The following is a 21,420-nucleotide window of genomic DNA, read 5'->3' as shown; positions in this document are numbered from 1 at the left end:
GACCTCAGCTTCGGTCCGTGGTCCCGGGCAGGTCCAGCCCGGTCGCCTTGCAGCTTGCCCCGCCACAGCCCGCGCATCCGCCACAGGCCCGTGCCGCCCCGCGGCGGCGCCGGATCAGCCCGCGGAACAGGAAACCCAGCGCGACGGCAAGCGCCAGCGCGATCAGGGCGATCTCGTGCCCGGCAAGGGCGGTCTCGGTGGCAAGGTCGATCTGGGGGGTCATGGCATGTCCTGTGCCGCTCGGCGTGGGGGAAGACGCAGCCAGGGCTTGGGCAGCGCCACGATCAGCAGCGCCGCAAGGCCAAGCAGGTAGACCGCGGTCATGGTCTGAAGGCCGGTCAGCTGCAATGCGCTGCCCAGGGTAAAGACGGCGCTCGCCACCGCAAGGCCCAGAAGCGTCGGGAAGACGATGGCAAAGCCCATCCAGCGGTAGCTGTCGGTCTGCACCCGCACCATGATGACGGTCGCCAGACAGGGCGGGTAAAGCGCGAAGAACAGCATCAGCGCGACGGCCGACAGCGCGCTGCGCCCCTCGGCGGCCTGTTCGGCGCCCATGCGTTGCTCCAGCGTCTGCGCGCCTTCGCCCTCGGGCTGGTCGAACAGCACCCCCAGCGTCGCGACCGAGCTTTCGCGTGCCGCAAAGGAGGCCAGAAGCGCGACGTTGATCTTCCAGTCGAAATCCGCGAATTGCGTCACCGGCTCCATGCTGCGGCCGATCATGCCCAGAAAGCTCGACTCGATCTTGTCCTGGCGCATCTCGCGGCGCAGCGTGGTCCGCGCATTGGCCAGATCGCGCAGCGCAGCCGAGGCGGCGCGGGCAGCGTCATCCTGCGCACGCAGCACGAAGGGCACGAATTCGGGGAACCGCTCGGCAAAGCGGGCGTCGATCGCCTCGGCCGCCGCGCGCCCGCCTGCGTTCAGGCGCGCCGCACGATAATCGGTCGCCGCATTGACCAGCGCCACCAGCGCGGCCTGATCGGGCACGGCGGCCCGGTGCGGGTTGTCGCCAAGCGCGGTGTAGAAGTCCGCGATGGCGGTCTCGGCGCGGGATTGATAGGCGACCTCGCGCTCGGCCGGAACGCCGGGGAATTGCAGCAGCACATAGATCACGACCGCGATGGCCACGACCACGGTGCCCACCTTCTTGATGTAAAGCCAGGTCCGGTCAAAGGCGCGCTGCGCCACGCCGCGGATCGTGGGCAGGTGGTAGTTCGGCAGTTCCATCACGAAAGGCGCGGTTTCATGGTGGCGCAGGACCGATGTGGTCAGAAGCTTCGCAACCAGCAGCGCCGCGATCACGGTGATGGTGGACAGGTAGAACAGCATCAACCCCTTGGCCTCGGGGAAGTAGATGTTGATCAGCAGCGTATAAAGCGGGATCTTGGCCATGCAGTTCATGAAGGGCACGGTCAGGATCGTGGCCATCCGGGCGCGCGCGTCGGGAATGCCCTTGGTCGCCATCACGCCCGGCACCGCACAGCCCCCCGCAAAGACGCCGGCCAGGATGAAGGGCAGCGTCGACTGCCCATGCAGGCCAAAGCGGTGCAGGATGCGGTCGAGGATGAAGGCGATCCGCGCCATGTAGCCCGAATCCTCGAGGATCGCGATCAGCGCGAACAGGATCAGGAAGATCGGCACATAGTTCAGCAGCGTGTTGACGGAATCGACCATCCACAGCCCCAGCGACCGGACCTGCGGATCGACCAGGAACCCCGCATCGGGCAGCACGCCCGCGGCAAGGTTGCGAAAACCCGCCAGCACCGGCCATGTGACCTTGGTAAGTTCATAGCCCTGCACGATGGAAAGCTGGTAGATCGCCCAGACGATGGCCACCAGAAAGACCGGCGCGATAAAGCGGTTCAGCACCACCCGGTCGATCCGTTCCGACAGCGGCACATGGCCCGCCCGGGTGGCGATGATGCAGGCGGTCACGATATCGGCGGCCAGAGCGTCACGCGCGGCGGCGATCCGGTCGGCCGCCGCCTCGGCCCCGCCTGCCTGGGCGCGCAGCCGATGCGCCAGATCGAGGATCGGATGGGGATTGTCCAGCCGGTCCGCCAAAAGCCGCTCGGCCTCGATATCGGCCTCCAGCAGCTTGACCGCCAGCCAGCGCGCCGACAGCCCCGCCAGTTCGCCCCGGTCGGCAAGCCGTGCCTGAAGCTCGGCAACCGCGGGTTCCAGCGCACCGTAATTCAGCGTCGCGGGCCGCGTGTCGCGGGCAGCGGCAATCGCCGCCTTCAGCGCCTCGCCGCCCTGCCCCTTGCGCCCGATCACCGGCACCACCGGCACGCAAAGCCGCCGTTCCAGCGCGGCCAGGTCGATCTGCAACCCCCGCCCCTCGGCCACATCCATCATGTTCAGCGCCACGATCACCGGCATGCCCATTTCCAGAAGCTGGAAGGTCAGCGGCAACCCCCGGCGCAGGTTCGAGGCGTCCAGCACGTTGACCACCACATCGGGGCGATCCTCGATCAGGAAATTCCGCGCGACCCGTTCCTCGGGCGAATAGGAGGTCAGCGAATAGCAGCCGGGCAGGTCGACCACCTCGACGCTCTGGCCGGCATGGGCATAGCGGCCCGATTTCTTGTCGACGGTGACGCCGGGATAATTGGCGATATGCTGGGTCAGGCCGGTCAGCAGGTTGAACAGCGTCGACTTGCCCGCGTTCTGCTGCCCCGCCAGCGCGACGAGGCGGCGATCAGACATCCTCGACCTCGATCTGGGCGGCCTCGCGGCGGCGGATGACGATGAAACTGTCGCCCACGCGCAGCTCGATCGGGTCCAGCAGCGGCGCGGCGCGCACAACCGTCACCTCGCGTTCGGGGCGAATGCCCAGATCCAGCAGCCGCTGGCGCACCGGCCCGCAGCCCATCAGCCGCCGGATGCGGCAGGTGGTTCCGGGCGCCAGCGCGTCAAGGCTGCACCCGTCCCAGCAGGCCCGGCAGCCATCCGCCTGCCCGCCGCCGGTGCCCCGGCCACCTCTGCCCCATCCGTTGCGGCCGAAAAATGCGCGTTTCATGTCTTGGGATCCGTTCTGCCTGGGAGGCCGTTTTCGTGGGGACCGTTTCCTGGGAGCGTGCGACAACCGGGTGGGGCGTTCCGCGTCCTGGGCCTCCCGTCGGCGGCCGGAAAGCGACCGCAGGCGACGGGCCGGGGCGGCACGGAACGCCGCCCCTTCACCCAGGTTAACGCCTATTCGAGATCATAGGCCTTGATCCAGATCACCGCGTCCTGGCTGAGTTCCTTGCCCTCATGCTCGGTTTCGGGGCCGCTGCCCAGCGCGGCAAAGCCCCAATGCCCGGCGCGCGGGATCCCGAAGGTAAAGACCCCGTTGGCATCGGTGATCGCGACCAGCGTGCCGCCCGGCGCCTCGCCCACCGTCGCCGCGCCAGCGGTGTTGGTCTCCATGTCGGGCTCGGCGGCCAGATACTCGATCTCGATCTCGGCCCCCGCCACGGGTTCGCCCCCGGACAGAAGCTGGCCCGAGAAGGTGGACCCGACAAGGATGTTGGTCGGCTTGTTCAGCGGCACGATCTCGGTCGGCAGGCCAAGGGGTTCGTTCCAGCCGGTCGGCAGGCCCGCCTTGTTGAAGAAGACCTTGGTGATCTGCTGGATATAGATATCCTCGCCCCCCTCGTAATAGGGCGCGGGCGTCAGCGCGAGGATGTAGTCGCCATTGCGCCGGACGGGCAGCGTGGCCTCATAGGCTGCGGCCTCGTTATCCGCACCCTTGAAGGTGATCGGCGCAAGGCTGGGCAGCAGATCGGTGCGCTCGCCCCGGAAATCCGAGAAGAATTCGACCGGCGTACCCATGTCCATGGCATGCCCGTTCGCCATCGGGTGCCAGAAGATCAGCTTCAGCGTGACATCGCCCGGCGCCTCGATATTCGGGTCGGGGGCGTAGATCAGCTGGAAATGCGCGGCGGCGGGGGTGGCAAGCGTGGCGGCAAGCGCGGCTGCGAAAAGGCGGTTCATTGTGCTGCCCTCAATAGATCGCGTCAGAGGAAATGGTGATGCGGTGGCCTTCGCCCGCGTCAAAGATCACGCTGAAGGCCCCTTCGGGCTTGTCGAACACGAACTCGCCATTCGCGTCGATTGCCCCCTCGATCAGGGCGGCGCCCGAGCCGTCCATCACCGACATCTTGACCCCGGCAGCCGACGCGCCATCGGAAAACCCGCCCTCGCACAGCACCGTGCCGTCGCCATTGTCATAGCAGGAGCACAGCGGCGTATGGGCAAGCGCGGCGCCTGCAAGCCCGATCAGGGCGGCAAGCGTAACGGGAAGTCGGAGATCAAGACGCATGGGATCCTCGTCAATCTGGGCGACGGTGGTCCGTCGCAATGTCGGTCAGCGATTCCCCTGGCGTCTGGCTTGGGGCGGTGTCAAAGGTCACCAAACCTTACCTTAGTGTTTTTATCAAGAACCAATGCCGCGACATTCCGTCCATGGCGGCAGGCCGGGTCACTTGGTCAGGATCAGCTTGCCCGCCCGCGTGATCCGCAACGTATAGGCCACGCCGTCCAGCACGATCACCGCGACCGTCCCGCCCCCGGTCAGGATGCGCGCGTCATGGACGGGCTGTCCCGAATGGGCCCGAAGGCATTCATGCAGGCTCATGGGAAGCGTGCCGCTGCGTGCCATGTCGCGCATGATGGCCCGGCCCTCATGCGGGCACCGCGTAGGCAAGGCGGTCGCGCAGCGCCTCGAACGCGGCAAGCTGGGCGGGGATCAGCGCGCGGTTCGCATCGCGGCCCAGATAGATCTTGAACAGGCACCCGCCACGCGTGTCGAGAAACTGGACCGAGCGCGCCTCCATCCCGAACAGCCCGCGCGTGACGAAGGCCACCCCGGCGCAGGCGCCCGCACGGATATGCCCGCCGATGGGGCGCCCATGCAGGTTGAAATAGCCCTGCGCCACGCTGCCCGGCGGCAGTTCGCCCTTGGCCTCAAGGATCACGTCGCCGGTATTGATGATCAGCGTGATCTCGCCCCAGCGGGTGATCTCGGCCATCGCCTCCTCGAAATGATGGCCGGGGACCAGTACGGCCTCGTCGTCGGGCAGGCAGGCCAGAACCTCGGCAAAGCTGGCGCCGCTTTGCGCGGCAATGTCTTCGAGTGCGGCACCGGGATGGGCGGCAAGTGCGGCGCGGATCGCGGCGGCAGTATCGGGGGTGGTCGTCATTGCTGGGTCTCCTCGGTGGTGAAATCGGTGGCCCGGGCATCGGTCCAGGCCATCAGCCGCGCGGTCATGGCCACCTGCCAGAACCGCCCGGCAAGGGTCAGGGCATGGCCACCCTCGCGCGCCTTCATCAGCCCCGCCTGCTGCCATTGGGTCAGAAGCGGCGCGGCGATCCGGTCGAAACACGCGGCGATGCCAGAGGCGGCCAGCGCGGCATCGACGGGCGCGGCTTCCAGCCGCCCGCGTTCCATCCCGGCCTTGATCGCGTTGTGGACCGGGGCCAGCGGCGCGGGGCGCATCAGCCCGGCGACCGGCGCGGTCCCGGCGCGATAGGCGTCCAGATCGGGCGTCAGCCGATAGCCATGGCCATGCAGGTTGCCCCCGGCCCCGGCCCCGAAACCCAGGCAATGCGCGCCCGCCTTGACCTCGTGATTGTAGATGCTGCGCTCGCGCGTGCCGCGCCGCCAATGCGTGGTCGAGATCGCCTCCCACCCGGCGCGGTCCATCTCGTCGGCGCCATCGGCATAGAAATGGCCCAGTTCCTCGGGCGCGGCGGGGGTCAGCTTGCCCTTGTCCTGCGCGATCAGAAGCGGCGTGCCGGGGATCGCCTTGAGCGAATAGATGTCCAGCCCGTCAAGCCCCAGCGCCACCGCCTGCCGCAGATCGGCGCGGAACGTGGCGCGGTCCTGCCCGGGCAGGCCATAGATCAGGTCGATCACCACCGCACCGCGGTCAAGCGCCATCAGCCCGTCGAGAAAGCGGATCGTCTCGGCCCGGGTCGATTTGCGCCCCAGCCGCCGCCGCACCCTTTCATCGAAGCTTTGCACCCCCAGCGAGATCCGGTTGACCCCCGCATCGAAAGCCGCCCGCGCCTTTTCCAGGCCAAAGCTGACGATCCGCCCTTCCAGCGTGATCTCGCAATCGGGCGCCAGCGGCAGGTGGCGGCGCAGCCCCTCGACCAGCCGCACCAGATCTTGGGTGGCCAGCGCCGTGGGCGTGCCGCCGCCCAGATAGACCGCGCGCAGCGGGTGGCCCCGCTGGACAGCCGTTTCCGCCCCCCGGGCAAGCTGGGCCAGCACGGCATCGACATAGGGCGCGCCCGCCTCGCGCCGCCAGGGGTTCTGGTAGAAGCCGCAGAACAGGCAGTGGTTTTCGCAGAACGGGATATGGACATAGGCGACCGAGGGCCCCTTGCGTGGCGTCGCGGTCAGTTGCCCCCACAGCGCCGCAACCTCGTCGGCGGGCACCGGCTGCGCGCTGCCCCGGGCATGTGCCCCCATCCGGCCGGAAAAGGCATCGGCCAGCGGATCGGCAGAGATCCGGGCAAAATGCGGTTCCGGGCTGGCGGGGCGGTCCCTGAGCGGGGCTCTTGCAAGGTTCATCCTGTGCATCCTGAGAATGGCGCAGGGGACCGGGCGAAGAGCTGGGGCCTGACGATGGCGGGCGGCGGGGCGCGCCCTATTTCCGATATTTTCTATCAGGATTGAAACCGGCTGAAAAGCCCCCTGTTGCGGGGTCACGCTCCGGCAGGCTCGACCCCGGGCGGCAGGGTGCAGATCGCATCGGCCATCCCGACCTCGGGCGGCGGATCGTCGGGCGCGGACGGGATCGCGACGCGGACATCCCGAAGCCCCAGATCGGCCAGTTGCCAGGGCACGCCACCGCCCCACAGCAGATGCCCCAGCCCGATGATCCCCACCACCAGCGGCGCGCCGGGGCGCCCGGCAGCGGCGTGGATCCGGGTGGCAAAGGCGCGGTCCCAGACCTCCTGCGCGCGCACGAAGCGGTCAAAGGCCGGATCCTCGGGCGATGTCGCCACGCGCCCCGGCCGCGCGCCACCGGTCAGATCATAGATGAAACGGCGATAGGCGGGCGGCGAGGGTCGGGCGGGCGTCAGCCCCTCACGCGCATCATCGGGCACCGATTCCCACCCGCCCGCGCCGACCTCGCGCACCAGATCGCGGCGGCAGTTCAGCCCGACCATGGCCACGCCCATCTCGCGGCAGAACCGGAACAGCGGCAGGTAAAGCTCGGCCGGAAAGCCCCAGACAGTGGACCAGTCGGCGCGGGCCAGGAAATCCCCCTCGGACAGCCCGCCCCCGACCCAGTCGGCCAGCACCGGGTCAAGCCGCGCGGGAAACATCTCGAATCCCATCACGATCGGCCGATGCGCCGCCAGCCCCGCCGCAACGTGCACTTGCCAGCGGTGATCCGCCGCGCGGTCATGCCGTTCGCCCAGCAGCACGGCATCTGCCCCCGCCAGCCAGGCCAGCGCCCCGGCATGGCCAAGCCGGGCGCCGCTGGCGGGCAAGAGCCAGGGGGTCGCCCCGCTCATTGCCGCGGCGCCGCGCGTCAGGCCAGTTCCGCCGCCCGCGCCTCGCGGATGCGTTCGGCATCGCGCCCGTGCAGTTCCTCGTAATGGTCGAAGCGCGATTCGAACCATGCGGTGCCATGGGTCAGCCCGCCCAGCGCCTGGAACAGCTCGTCCTTGGCCGCCGCCGGGATCAGCGCCTGGAACACGTCCCAGCCGCGCGCATCGCCATGCGCCTCGAAGCCCAGCACCTGCCCCTTGAGACTGCCCGCCAGCGCCACCAGCGACCCCGAATGGACCGAGGGCACATGGATGTCCACCCGCTCGATCGGTTGCAGCACGACCGGCCCCGCCTCGGCCAGCGCCTCGCGCACGCCGGCCTTGGCAGCGGTGCGAAAGGCATGGTCCGAACTGTCGACCGCGTGATACTTGCCATCCGTCAGCGTCACCGCGACATCGACCACCGGAAAGCCCAGCGGCCCCTGGTCCATCGCCTCGCGCGCGCCGGCCTCGACCGCGGGGATGTAGTTCTTGGGCACCGTGCCGCCCTTGATCGTCTCGGCAAAGGCAAAGCCCGCGCCACGCCCCTGCGGCCGGATCGTCAGGTGAACATCGGCGAACTGGCCCGCGCCGCCGGTCTGCTTGCGGTGGCGGTAATGGGTGTCGACCGTCTTGGTGATCGTCTCGCGATAGATGCCCGACACGGGATGCTCGACCGCCTCGATCCCGAACTCCTCGGCCAGCTTGGCCAGCACCCGGCGCATGTGGATCGGCCCCTGAAGGCGCACCACCAGATGCCCGGTCGCAGCATCCTGGGCCAGTTCCATCCCCGGATCGGACCCCGCCAGCCGCGCCAGTGCCGCCGACAGCCGGGCATCGTCGCGATCGTTCGCGGGCATCAGGATGCGGGCATAGGCGGGCGGACGGCCGCGGGTCCAGCCGGGCAGTTCGCCTGCGCCCTGCGCGGTATAGACGAAACCCGGTTCCAGATGGTCCGACTTGACCGCGATGGCCAGCGTGCCCGGCTCCAGCGGTTCGGGCACGGGCTTGCCGTCGATCCCGGTCAGGCTGCCCAGATTGTCGCCCGCCAGCGGGCTGCCATGCTGCACCGGGCCGCCCAGCGCGCGGATCAGCGTGGACTTGCCCACATGCTTGCGCGTTTCGGACGCGACGCCGATGGCCAGCGGCGCCTCGACCCCCAGCCGCGGCCCGATTGCCGCCATGTCGGGCGCCTCGTGGCGCAGCGCCTTCATCAGCCGGACAAGCCCGTTGCCATGCCCCGCGGCGCCCAGATAGGCCGCCATGATGCGGTTGCCGCGATGGGCCTCGGCCAGCACCTTGTAAAGCTCGTCGGTGGGCGGTTCGCGGTCCTCGATCAGCTGCTCCATCAGGTGATCGTCGAAATCGGCCAGATGCTCCAGCAGTTCCGCCCGCGCCTCCTGCTCGCGGTCATGCAGGTCGGCGGGGATCTCGATCAGCTTCGAGGGCTGGCCCTCCTGATACTGGAAGGCGCGTTCCGAGATCAGGTCCACCGCCCCCACCACATGGCCCGCCGCGTCGCGGATCGGGGCCTGGCGCAGCACGATATGATGCGCGGCATAGGCCTGCAACGCGCCCACGATGTCGCGGATGCGCGCCTCGTCCTGGTCCATCTTGTTGATGAAGACGAAACAGGGCACGTCGGATTGCTCGACCAGCCGCAGATAGGGCGCGGCCAGCACCGCCGCATCGGGCTCGGGCGCGACGCACAGGATCGCCGCATCGGACGCCGCCAGCGCCTCGCCCGCATGGCCAAGGTAATCGGGCCCGCCCGCGATGTCGAAGCCTGCCCAGGGCTCGCCCAGATAGGTGAACTGGCTGACCGTCAGCGCGTCGGAAAACGCGGCGGTGACGGGTCGGCCGTCAAGCTCGCTCAGGGCTTTCAGCAGGGTCGACTTGCCCGCCTGCGAGGGGCCGAGGATCGTGAAACAGCGCATGGGGTGACTTCCTCCGATCGGTCGCGTGGCACGGGATTATCCTTGCGTGCGTCACGCGCCATCCGACATGCTGCGCCCGGACCGGAGGCTGGGCCGCAGGCCCGCCCCGGCCGTCGGGTGCGGCCGCCGGAAGCGCCGGGCCGCCGTCCCGTTTCGTCTTGATGTTCCCCGTTGATGTCCGGTGCGGTCAAGGCAAATCTGGGTGCAGCGGGACGCCACAGCGACCCGGGGCGCAATCGTCGCAGGTCGCCGTTCACCCGCCGTTAAGGGGACCGGCGCAGACTATCGCGGTTGCCGCCCCCGGAGAAGCGATGGACGCCCAGACCCGCAAGATCATCGTCGAAAGCGCCGCGCCCCTCTTTGCCGCCAAGGGCCGGTTCGCCGAGGCGTTCTATGATCGGCTGTTCGAGATCGCGCCCGAGGCACGGAGCCTGTTCCAGCGCGACTTCGCCACGCAGAAACGGATGCTGATGGCGGCCCTGGCCATGGTGGTGGGCGTGCTTGGCGACCGCGCCCAGTTGACCGCGACCGCCGCGCATCTGGGCCGCGTCCATGCCCGGCGCAACGTCACGCACGCGCATTTCGTGATCGGCCAGCGCGCCTTCGACATGGCGCTTCAGGACTTCTTCGGCCCGGCCTGCACCGATGAAATGCGCAGCGCTTGGCAATCGGCCTATGCCGACCTGCTTGCGGTCATGGAACTGGCCCCGGCCGATCCGGATGACGCGGCCTGACCGGGCCGCCCCGCCCGTTCAGACCGACAGGCAGATGTATTTCGTCTCCAGGTAATCCTCGATCCCCTGCCGCCCGCCCTCGCGGCCCAGTCCCGACTGCTTGACCCCGCCAAACGGCGCCACCTCGGTCGAGATGATGCCGGTATTCACCCCCACGATCCCGTATTCCAGCGCCTCGGCCACCTTGTAGACCCGGCTCAGGTCGCGCGCGTAGAAATACGAGGCCAGCCCGAAGATCGTGTCATTGGCCAGCGCGATCACCTCGTCAACCGTCTCGAAACGGAACAGCGGCGCGACCGGGCCGAATGTCTCCTCATGGGCAAACAGCATGGCCTGCGTCGCACCCGCGATCACGGTGGGCTCGTAGAACATGCCCCCGCGCGCATGGCGCCGCCCGCCCGACAGCACCCGCGCCCCCTGCGCCCTGGCATCCGCCACATGCGCCTCGACCTTGTCCAGCGCGTCGTGCGAGATCAGCGGGCCAAGATCGGTGCCCGCCTCCAGCCCGTCGCCCACCCGCAGCCGGGCCACCGCCGCCGCCAGCTTTTCGGCAAAGGCATCATAGACGCCCGCCTGCACGTAAAGCCGGTTCGCGCAGACACAGGTCTGGCCGTTGTTGCGGAACTTGCAGGCGATGGCACCCTGCACGGCCGCCTCCAGATCGGCATCGTCGAACACGATGAAGGGCGCATTGCCGCCCAGTTCCATCGAGCATTTCTTGACCTGATCGGCCGCCTGCCGCAGCAGGATGCGCCCCACCTCGGTCGAGCCGGTGAAGCTCAGCTTGCGCACCACAGGGTTCTCGCAGAACTCGCGCCCGACCTCGGCCGCCCGCATCGAGGTAACGACCGACAAAAGCCCCGCGGGCAGCCCCGCCCGCTCCGCCAGCACCGCCATCGCCAGCGCCGACAGCGGCGTGTCCTCGGCGGGCTTGATGACCATCGCACAACCCGCCGCCAGCGCCGGGGCGGCCTTGCGGGTGATCATCGCATTGGGAAAGTTCCAGGGCGTGATCGCCGCCGCCACCCCCACCGGCTGGCGGATCACCATCAGCCGCTTGTCCGCCATATGGCCCGGGATCGTCTCGCCATAGATCCGCCGCGCCTCCTCGGCGAACCATTCGATGAACGCCGCACCATAGGCGATCTCGCCGCGCGCCTCGGCCAAGGGCTTGCCCATCTCGGCGGTCAGGATCACCGCCAGATCCTCCTGCGCCGCCATCATCAGCTCGTACCAGCGCCGCAGCACCTGCGCCCGCTCCTTCGCCGGACGCGCCGCCCACGCAACCTGCGCCCCCCGCGCCGCCTCGATCGCGCGCGCCGTCTCGGCCCGGCCCAGATCGGGCACGCTGGCCAGAACGGCGCCGGTGGCCGGGTTCCTGACCTCGAACCGCGCCCCGTCATCGGCCTCGATCCATGCGCCGCCGACAAAGGCGCGGCTCACCAGCAGGTCGCGGTCGGCCAGAAGGCTCTTGAGATCGGGTGCGGGCATCGGTCATCCTCCGTCGCGGTTCGGCCGCAGGCAAGCACGGAGGGCGGGGGAATGTCCAGCGACGAGGACGCGATCGACTGGGACGACGCCTATGCCAATGCCGCCCATATCCCCGGCGCCATGGATTATCCCCCGCGCTGGGCCGCCTCTGCCGCCGCCTTCCGCGCCCATGCCCGCGGCGAAACCGACATGCCCTACGGCCAGCATCCGCGCCAGCGCTTCGACATCTTCCTGCCCCCGGGGCGGCCCGCCGGGCTGATGATCTTCGTGCATGGCGGCTACTGGATGCGGTTCGACAAATCCTTCTGGTCGCATCTGGCCGCCGGGCCGGTCGCGCGCGGGCTGGCGGTCGCGCTGCCCTCCTACCGGCTGGCGCCCGAGGCCGGGATCCCCGCGATCACCGCCGATATCGCCGCCGCCCTGCCGGTGATGGCGCGGCTCGCCCCCGGCCCCATCGTGCTGGCGGGCCATTCGGCGGGCGGGCATCTGGTGGCGCGGATGCTCTGCCCCGACATCGCCCTGCCCGAGCCCGTCGCGTCCCGCCTCGCCCGCGTCATCGCGATCTCGCCGCTGGCCGACCTGCGCCCGCTCCTGCGCACCCGGATGAACCAGACACTTTGCCTCGACGCCGCCACCGCCAGCGCCGAAAGCCCCGTCCTGCACCGGCCCCGCCCCGGGCTGCCCGTCACCGCCTGGGTCGGCGCCGCCGAGCGCCCCGCCTTCCTCGATCAGGCCCGCTGGCTGGCCGAGGCCTGGCCCGGCACCGCCCTGCACATCGCCGAAACCCGCCACCATTTCGACGTGATCGAGGCCCTGGAGACCCCCGCAAGCCCCCTGACCGACGCGGTGGCGGGCGGGCTGGGGATGGGGTGAGGCGCAGCCTGACGGGATCGGCGGCGGGGGGGGGGCGACCGAGGGGTCCAAGGCAGGTGCCATGGCAATCAGCAGCGAAGGGCAGCTTCTCCGCCGACGCTCCGTAAAAACTCGGCCTGACAGCGTCACCAGTGGGACACTATTCGGTTCAGCCTGAACAACGTAGTTGTAAAATATCACAATGACGCTAAGCGAGATTTGTTATTACAAAAAGGGACCACCCCACCTCAACACCTTCTTTTCGGAATAGCGCTTACGTTGCGCAAAGCGTGTTGAAGAATGTCTGCAATTGCTCCCTGCCGCCTTCAGTCGAAACAGCCGAGATCCCGAGGAACATTGGTGACTCATTGCAGAGTCTGATCTGCACGCCGAAGCTTTCTGAGAACGCGATTGTGCGAGCCTCCTCCTCCGTGATTCGCGCGAGCACGTTAGTATAATTGCCACAAACTTGACGCTCGCAACGCTTCGAAACGTCAATTCGAAAATCTTCTTCGTTCACAACTATCTCGACCAAACCAAAGCTTGTCAGTTCCAGCTCTCTACCTTGTGACTCGATAACTGCCCAGAACATGAAGCCGGTCCCCTTTACATAGCAGAGCATGACTTTGTGATGTCCATATAGCGAGTCACGCTCACCTCGGACATACATTACATAATTGCGCGCCTGAACGGTCCATTTCGCTTCGGTTTCACCACCGGTTATGACCTTTAGTGCGCGAAGTTTTTCTTCCTCTACCGTGTCAATTTCTGCATTGGATGTGGCAGATGAGAGTTCAAGGAAGCCAGTCGATACCCCCATGTCCTGCACGTAAGTAGCTATTCGAGATGAGAGCACTTGCGAGCGGCCCACGTCATCGGGCGACGGGTTTCGGAAAGAGAACTGATGCACACCAAATTTTGATCCAATCGGAAGGTAACGAAGTCGCCCGCCGAGATACACCAGCGTAGCTGCGCTAGCACAAGTGCCGGTGATGTGCTTGCGAGGCAAAATATAGGACCGGTCTTGGTCGTGATCCAAGACATAAGAGCCCACCGATGTTGAAAACCAATGGTCGCGAATAAGGCGACCAATGCCAATCGCCGCATCAACGTCCCCACCTACCGAGTTGATATATACGGTCAAGCGTGGCGGGGGCATGACCCTGATCAGAAACTCACGAAACCGAGCATCGTCACCTGCCTCAATTCTTCCGATCGCGTTGATGCAATAGAAACCCCCAAATAGCCGCTCTGCGTCAGTCTGAGGCTCTGTGAAGTTAAATTCCATCACCGCTCCGCGAAGGTTCCTGTTGGAAGAGACTATCCAGCAAGTGTGGCGGCGCACAATATCGAGTTTCTCATCTTTCTAAGCGCCGATACCGAACACCGCCACCACGCCACCCCCACAACGGATCTTCCCCACGGGGAAGATCGGACGCGCCAGCGGTCCCCGAACCCCGACCGCCCCCACCTACCGCCCGAAGCCCGCCAACCCGTCATAGTCGATGGCCTCCAGCACCGGCAGCATGTCTTCCCGCGGGGCGCCGTTGGCCTGCACCAGGATGCGGTTGTCCACCAGCCCCGTCAGCTCGCCGCCCTGATCGACGAATCGTTGCCGGCCGATCCGGACGATCTCGCCGGACATGCCCATCAGCATCGGGTTGCCGAACATCGCGGCCATCGCCCCGACCATCGGATTGTCGGCCATCACCGACAGGGTAAAGGACTTGTCCCCGTCCGAATAGGTGGCCTCGGCCCCGGCGCCGCCGCCCATGATGGCAAGCCCCTGATTCATTTCGATATTCACCTCGCGGGTCCAGCCCTCGGGCGCGGGCGGCAGGAAACCCGTCAGCCCCTCGGCGGCAACCGCCTGCATCAATTGCCGTGCATAGGCCAGTTCCTCGAGGGCGTATTTCACATCGCCCGCCTCATAGGCCGCAATCGCACTGTTCAGCGTGTCGACAACGTCATCGGCCAGGACGGGACCGGGTGCCAGGGCAAGACAGGCAAGGGTGATCAGGCGTTTCATCGGGCAACTCCTCGGATCGCTCGGCCAAGCCTAGCACCCGGCGCGCGCCCCTCAAACCCCGCCGAACCGCGCATGCCAGCAGGGCAGCGGATCGCCCGGCGCGGGGCGGGCATGGAACACCCCGCGCGCAATGGCCCGCGCCAGGCAACAGGCCGCAGCATGCCCCAGCATCAGCGCGTCCCGGTCGGGATCGGCCAGCACCCGCGCGCCCATCGCCGCCGCAAAGACCAGATCGCCATCGAACGGCGTGTGGCTCGGCACCAGCGCGCGGGCGATCCCGTCATGCGCGGCAATCGCCAACCGCGTCGCCTGGGCCTGGGTCAGCGCGGCATCGGTGGCGAGGATCGCGATGGTGGTGGCCTGCCCCGCGCCCAGCTTGGTCACCGGCCGCGCAGCCGGGTCATGCCGCCCCTGCCCCAGCCCGCCGAACTCGCCCCCGATCTCCCAGGGCGCGGCCCAGAATTCCGGCCCGCCCCCCATCACCGCCGAGCCGACCGCATTGACCGCCACCAGCGCGCCCACCGTGATCCCGCTGTCCAGCACGACCGAGGCCGAGCCGAGGCCGCCCTTCAGATCCGCCGTCGTCGCCCCATACCCGGCCCCCGCACTGCCCAGCGCCACATCCTCGCCCGCCGCCGCCAGCGCCGCGCGCCCCAGCCCCCCATAGGGGTTCTCGTCCCAGTCCTTGTCGCCGCCGTTCAGCAGGTCGAACAGGATCGCGCCCGGCACGATCGGCACCCGCTGGCCCCCCACCTCGAAGCCGCGCCCCATCGCGCGCAAGCCGTCGGCCACGCCCGAGGCCGCATCCAGCCCGAAGGCCGACCCCCCCGCCAGCACCAGCGCATCCACCCGCTGCACCAGCCGGTCGGGCGCCAGCAGGTCGGTCTCGCGCGTGCCGGGCGCGCCGCCCATCACATGCACCCCGGCGACAAAGGGCGCCTCCCCCACCAGCACCGAAACGCCGGTCCTGACGCGCGCATCCTCGGCCTGCCCGACCCGCAGCCCGGCGACATCGGTAATCAGGTTCCTGTGTCCCGGACGCATCCCGTCCCCCTGCTTCTTCTTGGTCGAAATACCCCGGGGGTCCGGGGGCAGCGCCCCCGGCCCGGCCTCAGATGCAGCGCCCGCCATCCACCTCCAGCGCGACACCGGTGATCATCGAGGCTTCGTCCGAGCACAGGAAACACGCCGCATTCCCCATGTCCCCGGGCGTCGAGAACCGGCCCAGCGGGATCGTCGACAGGAACTTCGCCCGCATCTCGGGGCTGTCCTCGCCGAGGAAGCTTTTCAACAGCGGCGTCTCGCCCGCCACCGGGCAGATCGCGTTGACCCGCACGCCATGGGGGGCCAGTTCCACCGCCATCGCCTTGGTCGCGGTGATCATCCAGCCCTTCGAAGCATTGTACCAGTTCAGCCGCGGCCGCGGCGACAGCCCCGCGGTCGAGGCGACATTCAGGATCGCGCCTGCACCCGCGCCCTTGAAATGCGGCACCAGATGGCGCGCGGTCAGGTAGACCGACTTGGCATTGACCGCCAGCACCCGGTCGAATTCTTCCTCGCTGACATCTTCCATCGGCTGCGGCAGATGGGTGATGCCGGCATTGTTCACCAGGATGTCGAGCCGCCCGAACACTGCCAGCGCCGTCTCGGCCATGGCCCTGACCGACAGATCGTCCGCCACGTCCACGACCTGCGCCAGCCCGCCGATCTCTTTGGCCACGGTCTCGGCCGCCTCCACGTTGATATCGGCCACCATCACCCGGGCACCCTCCGCCGCGAACTTGCGCGCGATGCCTGCGCCAAAGCCCGATCCGCCCCCGGTCACGATGGCTGTCTTGCCCTCCAGTCTCATGCCGCCTCCCTCAGCCATGCCGCACCGCCACCGTCTTGAGCACCGAAAAACCGTACAGCGCCTCGAATCCCTTCTCGCGGCCATGCCCCGAAAGCCCCGTGCCGCCGAAGGGCAGTTCCACGCCGCCCCCCGCGCCATAATTGTTCACGAACACCTGCCCGGCCCGCAGCGCGCGCGCCAGCCGGAACTGCCGCCCCCCGTCGCGCGACCAGACCGAGGCGACCAGCCCATAGGGCGTGCCATTGGCGATCTCGACCGCCTCGGACTCGTCCTCGAACGGGATCACCGCCTGCACCGGGCCGAAGATCTCCTCCTGCGCCAGCACATGCCCCGGCGCCACCCCCGCCAGCAGCCGCGGCGCCACGTAATGCCCGCCTGCGGGCGCGTTGCCCAGGATCCGCCCCTCGGCCACCGTTTCCAGATCGGCGCCCCGGGCAATATAGCCTTCGACGATCTCTTTCTGCCGGGCCGAGATCAGCGGGCCGACATGCGGATCGTCCAGCGCCGGGCCGACATTCAGCGCGCGGTATCGTTCTGCCATGCGCGCTACAACCTCATTGTAGATCGGTCGCTCGACCAGAATGCGGGAGGAGGCCGAACAGGTCTGGCCCGCGTTCTGGATGCCCGCATTCACCAGGAAGGGCAGCGCCGCGTCCAGATCGGCATCGGCGAAGACCAGTTGCGGCGACTTGCCCCCCAGTTCCAGCGTCACCGGCACGACGTTCCGCGCGGCCGCCGCCTGCACCAGCCGCCCCACATTCAGCGAGCCGGTGAAGGACAGGTGCTGCACGCCCGGATGCGCCGCCAGCGCGGCACCCGCCTCCTCGCCCAGACCGGGGACCACGTTCAGCGCGCCCGGCGGCAGCCCGGCCTCCTCGGCCAGACGGGCAAAGGCCAGCGCGGTCAGGCAGGCTTCCTCGGCGGGTTTCAGCACGCAGGCATTCCCCATCGCCAGCGCCGCGCCGACCGACCGGCCGATGATCTGCATCGGGTAGTTCCAGGGGATGATATGCCCCGTGACCCCATGCGGCTCGCGCAGGGTGAAGACGGTGTAGCCATCAAGATAGGGGATCGTCTCGCCCATCACCTTGTCGGCGGCGCCGCCATAGAATTCCATGTAGCGCGCCAGCGCCAGCGCATCGGCGCGGGCCTGGCTCAGCGGCTTGCCCACGTCCGTCGCCTCGATCCCCGCCAGCTCGTCCGCGCGGCCCCGCACGAACTGCCCGATGCGGGCAAGGATGCGCCCCCGCTCCGCCGCCGTCATCCGGCCCCAAGCGCCGCGCCGCGCCTCGGTTGCGGCGGCCACCGCGGCGTCGATGTCGGCCGCCATGCCGCGCGCGATTTCCCCGATCACCGCGCCGGTCGAGGGGTCTTCGACCGGCAGCCGGCCCCCACCCGACGGGGCGACCCAGTGCCCGCCGATAACGCAGCGGTCGGCGGGAAACCAAAGCTCGCGGATCAGATCGGATGTCATGGCGGCACCTCCAGCACCGGCGCGGCGGCCAGCAATTCCTTGGTATAGGGATGTTCCGGCGCACGCAGCACCTTTTCGGTCGGGCCCTGCTCGACGATCCGGCCCGCCTGCATCACCAGCACCCGGTCGGTGATCGCGCGCACCACATGCAGGTCGTGGCTGATGAACAGGTAGGACAACCCCAGCCGCGCCCGCAGATCGGCCAGCAGGTCGAGGATCTGCGCCCGCACCCGCACATCCAGCGCCGACACCGCCTCGTCCAGCACGATCAGCTCGGGCCGGGTGATCAGCGCCCGGGCGATGGCGATCCGCTGGCGCTGCCCGCCGGAAAACTCGTGGATGAACTTGTGCCGGTCCTCGGGGGTCAGTCCGACCGAAACCAGCGCCTCGGCCACCCTTGCATCGGCATCCACCGGGCGCCCGGTCAGGTGAAAGGGCTCCGCGATCAGGCGGGCAACGCGGTGGCGCGGGTTGAAGCTGCCATAGGGGTCCTGAAACACCACGTTCATCTTGCGGCGCAGGCTTGCTTGCATCCGCTGGCCCGCGCTGACCGCCTGCCCGTCCAGCCGGATCTCGCCCCCCTGCAACGGCTCCAGCCCCAGGATCGCGCGCGTCAGCGTGGACTTGCCGCAACCCGATTCCCCCACCAGCCCCACGCTTTCGCCGCGCCGGACCTCAAAGCTGACCTCGTCCACCGCCCGGAACGGCGCGGGCCGGGCGAACAGCCGAAGGCGCGGCTGGGGATAGTCCCGCACCGCACCCGCGACCTGCAACAACGGCCTGTCGGTGGGCCGCAGGTCTGCGCCGGGGTGATGGGCCGAGGCCTCGACCAGCGCGCGGGTATAGGGGTGGCGGCGCTCGCGCAGCACATCGGCCACCGGCCCCTGTTCCACGATCTCGCCCGCCCGCATCACCGCCAGCCGGTCGGCCATGCCCGCCACCACGGCAAGGTCATGGGTGATGAGCAGCAGCCCCATCCGTTCCTCCTCCACCAGCCCCTTCAGCAGGTCGAGGATGCGCGCCTGCGTGGTCACGTCCAGCGCCGTTGTCGGCTCGTCCGCGATCAGCAGTTGCGGGCGCAGTGCGATGGCCATGGCGATGCAGACCCGCTGCCGCTGCCCGCCCGAGAGTTCATGCGGAAACCGCCCCAGCGGGAACCGCCCCTCGGGCAGCCCCACCCGGTCCAGCCGCCGCCGCGCCGCGCGCAGCGCCTCGGATCGCGTGGCAGCGCGGTGGATCACCAGCGTCTCGGCCACCTGGTCGCCGATGCTCTGCACCGGGTTCAGCGCGGTCATCGGCTCCTGAAAGATCATTCCGATCTGCCGCCCGCGCATATCGCACATCTGCGGTTCGGACAGGCCCAGCAGGTCGGTGCCGTCCAACACCACCCGGCCTGCCGCATGCGCGCCCGGCGGCAGCAGCCCCATGATCGCAAGCGCCGTCATCGACTTGCCCGATCCGCTTTCGCCGACCAGCCCGAGGATCTGCCCGCGATCGATTCCGAACGACACGCCCCGCAGCAAGGGCGTGCCCCCGATGGCGACGCTCAGCCCCTGAACCGCGATCACCGCGCGACCCTCCGCAGCCGCGGGTCCAGCGCGTCGCGCAAGCCATCGCCCATCAGGTTCAGACCCAGCACCATCAGCACGATGGCCAGCCCCGGCAGTACCGCCAGCAGCGGGTGGGTGTAGATCATGGTCTGCGCCTCGGCCAGCATCCGGCCCCAGCTGGGCGTGGGCGGCTGCGCACCAAGGCCGACATAGGACAGCCCCGCCTCGGCCAGTATGCCAAGGCTGAACTGGATCGAGCCCTGCACGATCAGGAGGCTCGCGATATTGGGCAGGATATGTTCCACGCTGATCCGCGCCCGCCCCTTGCCCGCGACGCGGGCGGCAAGGATGTAGTCCAGCGTCCACAGGCTGAGCGCCGCGCCGCGGGTGACGCGGGCGAAGACGGGGATGTTGAAGATGCCGATGGCGAGGATCGCGTTCAGGGCCGAGGGGCCGAGAACGGCGGTAATCAGGATGGCAATGACCAGCGCCGGGAAGGCGAAGATCAGGTCGTTCATCCGCATCACGACCTCGTCGAGCCAGCCGCTGCGGTTGGCCGCCGCCAGCAGGCCGAGCGGCACCCCCACCCCCATGCCGATGCCCACCGCCACCAGCGCCACCGCAATCGACGACCGCGCGCCCACCATCAGCATCGACAGCATGTCGCGCCCGAACTGGTCGGTGCCCAGCAGATAGGCGCCGCCGGGCGGGCGCAGCCGGTCGGCGATGTTCAGCGCCGCCACGTCATGCGGCACCCAGACCAGCGACAGCGCCGCGGCCAGCAGGAACACCGCAGACAGCGCCCCGCCAAGGATCAGTTGCACCCGCCCGCTCATCGCCGCCTCAGCCGCGGGTCGACGGCGGCATAGGCCAGATCGACGAGGAAGGTCACGAGGATGACGGCAAAGACCAGCAGCATCACCACGCTTTCCACCACGATCAGGTCGCGCTGGGTGATCGCCTGAAAGATCAGCCGCCCCAGACCGGGCAGGAAGAACACGTTCTCGATGATGATCGCCCCCGCCAGCAGGAAGGAAAATTGCAGCCCCAGGATCGTCAGGACCGGGATCAGCGCGTTGCGCAACGCATGTCGCCGGATGGCCTGTCCGCGGCTCAGCCCCTTGGCCCGCGCGCTGCGGATGTAGTCCTGGCCCAGCGTCTCGATCAGCGCCGATCGCATGACGCGGGCAAGGATCGCCGCCTGCGGCAGCGCCAGCGCCACCGCGGGCAGGGTCAGCGCCTTGAACCCCGGCCAGACCCCTGCCTCCCATCCCGGGAAGCCGCCCGCCGAGAACCAGCGCAGCTTGACCGCAAAGACCAGAACCAGAAGCATTGCGAACCAGAAATTCGGCACCGCGATGCCCAGCTGCGTCGCCCCCATCACGCCGATATCGACCGGCCCGCCCCGCCGCGCCGCCGCCCACAGCCCCACCGGCAGCGCGATCAGGGTGGACAGCGCCAGCGCATAGCCCGCCAGCGGCACCGAGACCCAAAGCCGCTGGGCAACCAGATCGGCAACCGGCACGCGATAGGTATAGGACAGCCCGAAATCGCCGCGCAGCATGCCCGATACCCAGTCCAGATAGCGCGTCAGGGCCGCGCCCCCCAGGCCAAGCTCGTCGCGCAGCGCGGCCACCGCCTCGGGCGTGGCATTCATTCCCAGCATGTAGGCCGCGGGATCGCCCGGGATCACCTCGATCGCGGCAAAGATCACGACGCTTGCGGCCAGCAGGCTGAGGCCGAGCGAAAGAAGGCGCGAAAGGGCAAAGCGCAGCATGGATCGAATCCTAGAAAGTCGCGCGGCCCTGCGCCACAGGATTTCCCCGCTTGCCCGGCGCCGCGCTTGCGCTATCCTGCGCGCGGGCCGCGTGGCGATGGCGTCGCTGCGGGGGCAGACCGCCCCGATGGCCCGGCGCGAGATGCGCCAGACTCCTGTACGCCGGGAACCCCTCGCGGCCCGGCATCCAGACC

21 protein-coding genes are annotated in these 21,420 nt (G+C 68.6%); 2 read left to right on the top strand and 19 right to left on the bottom strand.

Annotated features, from left to right (window positions below; genetic code table 11):
- Positions 1-4: 4 nt before the first annotated feature.
- The 10 genes from GH815_RS14330 to GH815_RS14285 form a co-directional block, all read right to left on the bottom strand.
- Positions 5-223: a FeoB-associated Cys-rich membrane protein gene (locus tag GH815_RS14330; RefSeq protein WP_153749454.1), complete on the bottom strand. Its 219-nt coding sequence runs from the start codon at positions 221-223 to the stop codon at positions 5-7.
- Entirely contained in the window at positions 220-2,706 is a 2,487-nt protein-coding gene (feoB, locus tag GH815_RS14325) for a ferrous iron transport protein B (protein ID WP_153749453.1), read from the bottom strand. Before feoB ends, GH815_RS14330 begins: the two co-directional genes overlap by 4 nt.
- Positions 2,699-3,019: a FeoA family protein gene (locus GH815_RS14320; protein WP_153749452.1), complete on the bottom strand. Its 321-nt coding sequence runs from the start codon at positions 3,017-3,019 to the stop codon at positions 2,699-2,701. The genes feoB and GH815_RS14320 overlap by 8 nt, the downstream gene beginning before the upstream one ends.
- Positions 3,020-3,192: 173 nt before the next feature.
- Entirely contained in the window at positions 3,193-3,975 is a 783-nt protein-coding gene (locus tag GH815_RS14315; protein ID WP_153749451.1) for a DUF4198 domain-containing protein, read from the bottom strand.
- 10 nt (positions 3,976-3,985) lie between these two features.
- Complete coding sequence (locus GH815_RS14310) at positions 3,986-4,303, bottom strand: hypothetical protein (RefSeq protein ID WP_153749450.1); 318 nt, start codon at positions 4,301-4,303, stop codon at positions 3,986-3,988.
- Positions 4,304-4,462: 159 nt separating this feature from the next.
- On the bottom strand, positions 4,463-4,618 hold the full coding sequence (gene hemP, locus GH815_RS14305) for a hemin uptake protein HemP (protein WP_153749473.1): 156 nt from the start codon (positions 4,616-4,618) through the stop codon (positions 4,463-4,465).
- 46 nt (positions 4,619-4,664) lie between these two features.
- Entirely contained in the window at positions 4,665-5,183 is a 519-nt protein-coding gene (gene hutX, locus GH815_RS14300) for a heme utilization cystosolic carrier protein HutX (protein ID WP_153749449.1), read from the bottom strand.
- Entirely contained in the window at positions 5,180-6,562 is a 1,383-nt protein-coding gene (gene hutW / locus GH815_RS14295) for a heme anaerobic degradation radical SAM methyltransferase ChuW/HutW (RefSeq protein WP_153749448.1), read from the bottom strand. The genes hutX and hutW overlap by 4 nt, the downstream gene beginning before the upstream one ends.
- Before the next feature lie 134 nt (positions 6,563-6,696).
- The gene (locus GH815_RS14290) at positions 6,697-7,515 is read right to left on the bottom strand and encodes a ChaN family lipoprotein (protein WP_153749447.1); all 819 of its coding nucleotides are present in this window, start codon (positions 7,513-7,515) and stop codon (positions 6,697-6,699) included.
- Between the two features lie 17 nt (positions 7,516-7,532).
- Positions 7,533-9,467: an elongation factor G gene (locus GH815_RS14285; protein ID WP_153749446.1), complete on the bottom strand. Its 1,935-nt coding sequence runs from the start codon at positions 9,465-9,467 to the stop codon at positions 7,533-7,535.
- Between the two features lie 311 nt (positions 9,468-9,778).
- On the opposite strand from GH815_RS14285, the gene GH815_RS14280 reads away from it, so the two are divergent.
- On the top strand, positions 9,779-10,201 hold the full coding sequence (locus tag GH815_RS14280; RefSeq protein ID WP_153749445.1) for a globin domain-containing protein: 423 nt from the start codon (positions 9,779-9,781) through the stop codon (positions 10,199-10,201).
- Positions 10,202-10,219: 18 nt separating this feature from the next.
- Here GH815_RS14280 and GH815_RS14275 read toward each other — a convergent pair whose 3' ends face one another.
- Positions 10,220-11,692, bottom strand: coding sequence for an NAD-dependent succinate-semialdehyde dehydrogenase (locus tag GH815_RS14275; RefSeq protein ID WP_153749444.1), 1,473 nt, complete (start codon positions 11,690-11,692; stop codon positions 10,220-10,222).
- Between the two features lie 72 nt (positions 11,693-11,764).
- On the opposite strand from GH815_RS14275, the gene GH815_RS14270 reads away from it, so the two are divergent.
- Positions 11,765-12,565, top strand: coding sequence for an alpha/beta hydrolase (locus GH815_RS14270; protein WP_343030894.1), 801 nt, complete (start codon positions 11,765-11,767; stop codon positions 12,563-12,565).
- Positions 12,566-12,818: 253 nt separating this feature from the next.
- Here GH815_RS14270 and GH815_RS14265 read toward each other — a convergent pair whose 3' ends face one another.
- From GH815_RS14265 to GH815_RS14230, 8 genes are all read right to left on the bottom strand, one after another.
- Positions 12,819-13,832 carry a COG3904 family protein gene (locus tag GH815_RS14265; RefSeq protein ID WP_153749442.1) on the bottom strand — a complete coding sequence of 338 codons (1,014 nt, stop codon included), beginning with the start codon at positions 13,830-13,832 and terminating at the stop codon, positions 12,819-12,821.
- Positions 13,833-14,015: 183 nt separating this feature from the next.
- On the bottom strand, positions 14,016-14,573 hold the full coding sequence (locus GH815_RS14260; RefSeq protein WP_153749441.1) for a hypothetical protein: 558 nt from the start codon (positions 14,571-14,573) through the stop codon (positions 14,016-14,018).
- A gap of 51 nt (positions 14,574-14,624) precedes the next feature.
- Positions 14,625-15,617, bottom strand: coding sequence for a P1 family peptidase (locus GH815_RS14255; protein WP_153749440.1), 993 nt, complete (start codon positions 15,615-15,617; stop codon positions 14,625-14,627).
- 67 nt (positions 15,618-15,684) lie between these two features.
- On the bottom strand, positions 15,685-16,425 hold the full coding sequence (locus GH815_RS14250) for an SDR family oxidoreductase (protein WP_153749439.1): 741 nt from the start codon (positions 16,423-16,425) through the stop codon (positions 15,685-15,687).
- A 10-nt stretch (positions 16,426-16,435) separates the two neighbouring features.
- Positions 16,436-17,899, bottom strand: coding sequence for an aldehyde dehydrogenase family protein (locus tag GH815_RS14245; protein WP_153749438.1), 1,464 nt, complete (start codon positions 17,897-17,899; stop codon positions 16,436-16,438).
- Positions 17,896-19,467: an ABC transporter ATP-binding protein gene (locus GH815_RS14240; protein ID WP_343030892.1), complete on the bottom strand. Its 1,572-nt coding sequence runs from the start codon at positions 19,465-19,467 to the stop codon at positions 17,896-17,898. The genes GH815_RS14245 and GH815_RS14240 overlap by 4 nt, the downstream gene beginning before the upstream one ends.
- The gene (locus GH815_RS14235) at positions 19,464-20,285 is read right to left on the bottom strand and encodes an ABC transporter permease (protein WP_153749437.1); all 822 of its coding nucleotides are present in this window, start codon (positions 20,283-20,285) and stop codon (positions 19,464-19,466) included. The genes GH815_RS14240 and GH815_RS14235 overlap by 4 nt, the downstream gene beginning before the upstream one ends.
- Positions 20,282-21,226, bottom strand: coding sequence for an ABC transporter permease (locus tag GH815_RS14230; protein ID WP_153749436.1), 945 nt, complete (start codon positions 21,224-21,226; stop codon positions 20,282-20,284). Before GH815_RS14230 ends, GH815_RS14235 begins: the two co-directional genes overlap by 4 nt.
- Positions 21,227-21,420 lie beyond the last annotated feature (194 nt).

It is taken from the genome of Rhodovulum strictum (assembly GCF_009649175.1).
In the GTDB taxonomy this organism is placed as follows: domain Bacteria; phylum Pseudomonadota; class Alphaproteobacteria; order Rhodobacterales; family Rhodobacteraceae; genus Rhodovulum; species Rhodovulum strictum.
This window is presented reverse-complemented; position numbering and strand designations above follow the sequence as displayed.

Coding starts and splice junctions, on each gene's coding strand:
- GH815_RS14255 (WP_153749440.1), bottom strand. CDS start 15,617: ATGCGTCCGGGACACAGGAACCTGATTACCGATGTCGCCGGGCTGCGG.
- GH815_RS14275 (WP_153749444.1), bottom strand. CDS start 11,692: ATGCCCGCACCCGATCTCAAGAGCCTTCTGGCCGACCGCGACCTGCTG.
- GH815_RS14260 (WP_153749441.1), bottom strand. CDS start 14,573: ATGAAACGCCTGATCACCCTTGCCTGTCTTGCCCTGGCACCCGGTCCC.
- GH815_RS14310 (WP_153749450.1), bottom strand. CDS start 4,303: ATGCGTCTTGATCTCCGACTTCCCGTTACGCTTGCCGCCCTGATCGGG.
- GH815_RS14330 (WP_153749454.1), bottom strand. CDS start 223: ATGACCCCCCAGATCGACCTTGCCACCGAGACCGCCCTTGCCGGGCAC.
- hemP (WP_153749473.1), bottom strand. CDS start 4,618: ATGAGCCTGCATGAATGCCTTCGGGCCCATTCGGGACAGCCCGTCCAT.
- GH815_RS14245 (WP_153749438.1), bottom strand. CDS start 17,899: ATGACATCCGATCTGATCCGCGAGCTTTGGTTTCCCGCCGACCGCTGC.
- GH815_RS14320 (WP_153749452.1), bottom strand. CDS start 3,019: ATGAAACGCGCATTTTTCGGCCGCAACGGATGGGGCAGAGGTGGCCGG.
- GH815_RS14265 (WP_153749442.1), bottom strand. CDS start 13,832: ATGGAATTTAACTTCACAGAGCCTCAGACTGACGCAGAGCGGCTATTT.
- feoB (WP_153749453.1), bottom strand. CDS start 2,706: ATGTCTGATCGCCGCCTCGTCGCGCTGGCGGGGCAGCAGAACGCGGGC.
- GH815_RS14235 (WP_153749437.1), bottom strand. CDS start 20,285: ATGAGCGGGCGGGTGCAACTGATCCTTGGCGGGGCGCTGTCTGCGGTG.
- GH815_RS14315 (WP_153749451.1), bottom strand. CDS start 3,975: ATGAACCGCCTTTTCGCAGCCGCGCTTGCCGCCACGCTTGCCACCCCC.
- GH815_RS14280 (WP_153749445.1), top strand. CDS start 9,779: ATGGACGCCCAGACCCGCAAGATCATCGTCGAAAGCGCCGCGCCCCTC.
- GH815_RS14230 (WP_153749436.1), bottom strand. CDS start 21,226: ATGCTGCGCTTTGCCCTTTCGCGCCTTCTTTCGCTCGGCCTCAGCCTG.
- GH815_RS14250 (WP_153749439.1), bottom strand. CDS start 16,425: ATGAGACTGGAGGGCAAGACAGCCATCGTGACCGGGGGCGGATCGGGC.
- GH815_RS14290 (WP_153749447.1), bottom strand. CDS start 7,515: ATGAGCGGGGCGACCCCCTGGCTCTTGCCCGCCAGCGGCGCCCGGCTT.
- hutW (WP_153749448.1), bottom strand. CDS start 6,562: ATGAACCTTGCAAGAGCCCCGCTCAGGGACCGCCCCGCCAGCCCGGAA.
- GH815_RS14285 (WP_153749446.1), bottom strand. CDS start 9,467: ATGCGCTGTTTCACGATCCTCGGCCCCTCGCAGGCGGGCAAGTCGACC.
- hutX (WP_153749449.1), bottom strand. CDS start 5,183: ATGACGACCACCCCCGATACTGCCGCCGCGATCCGCGCCGCACTTGCC.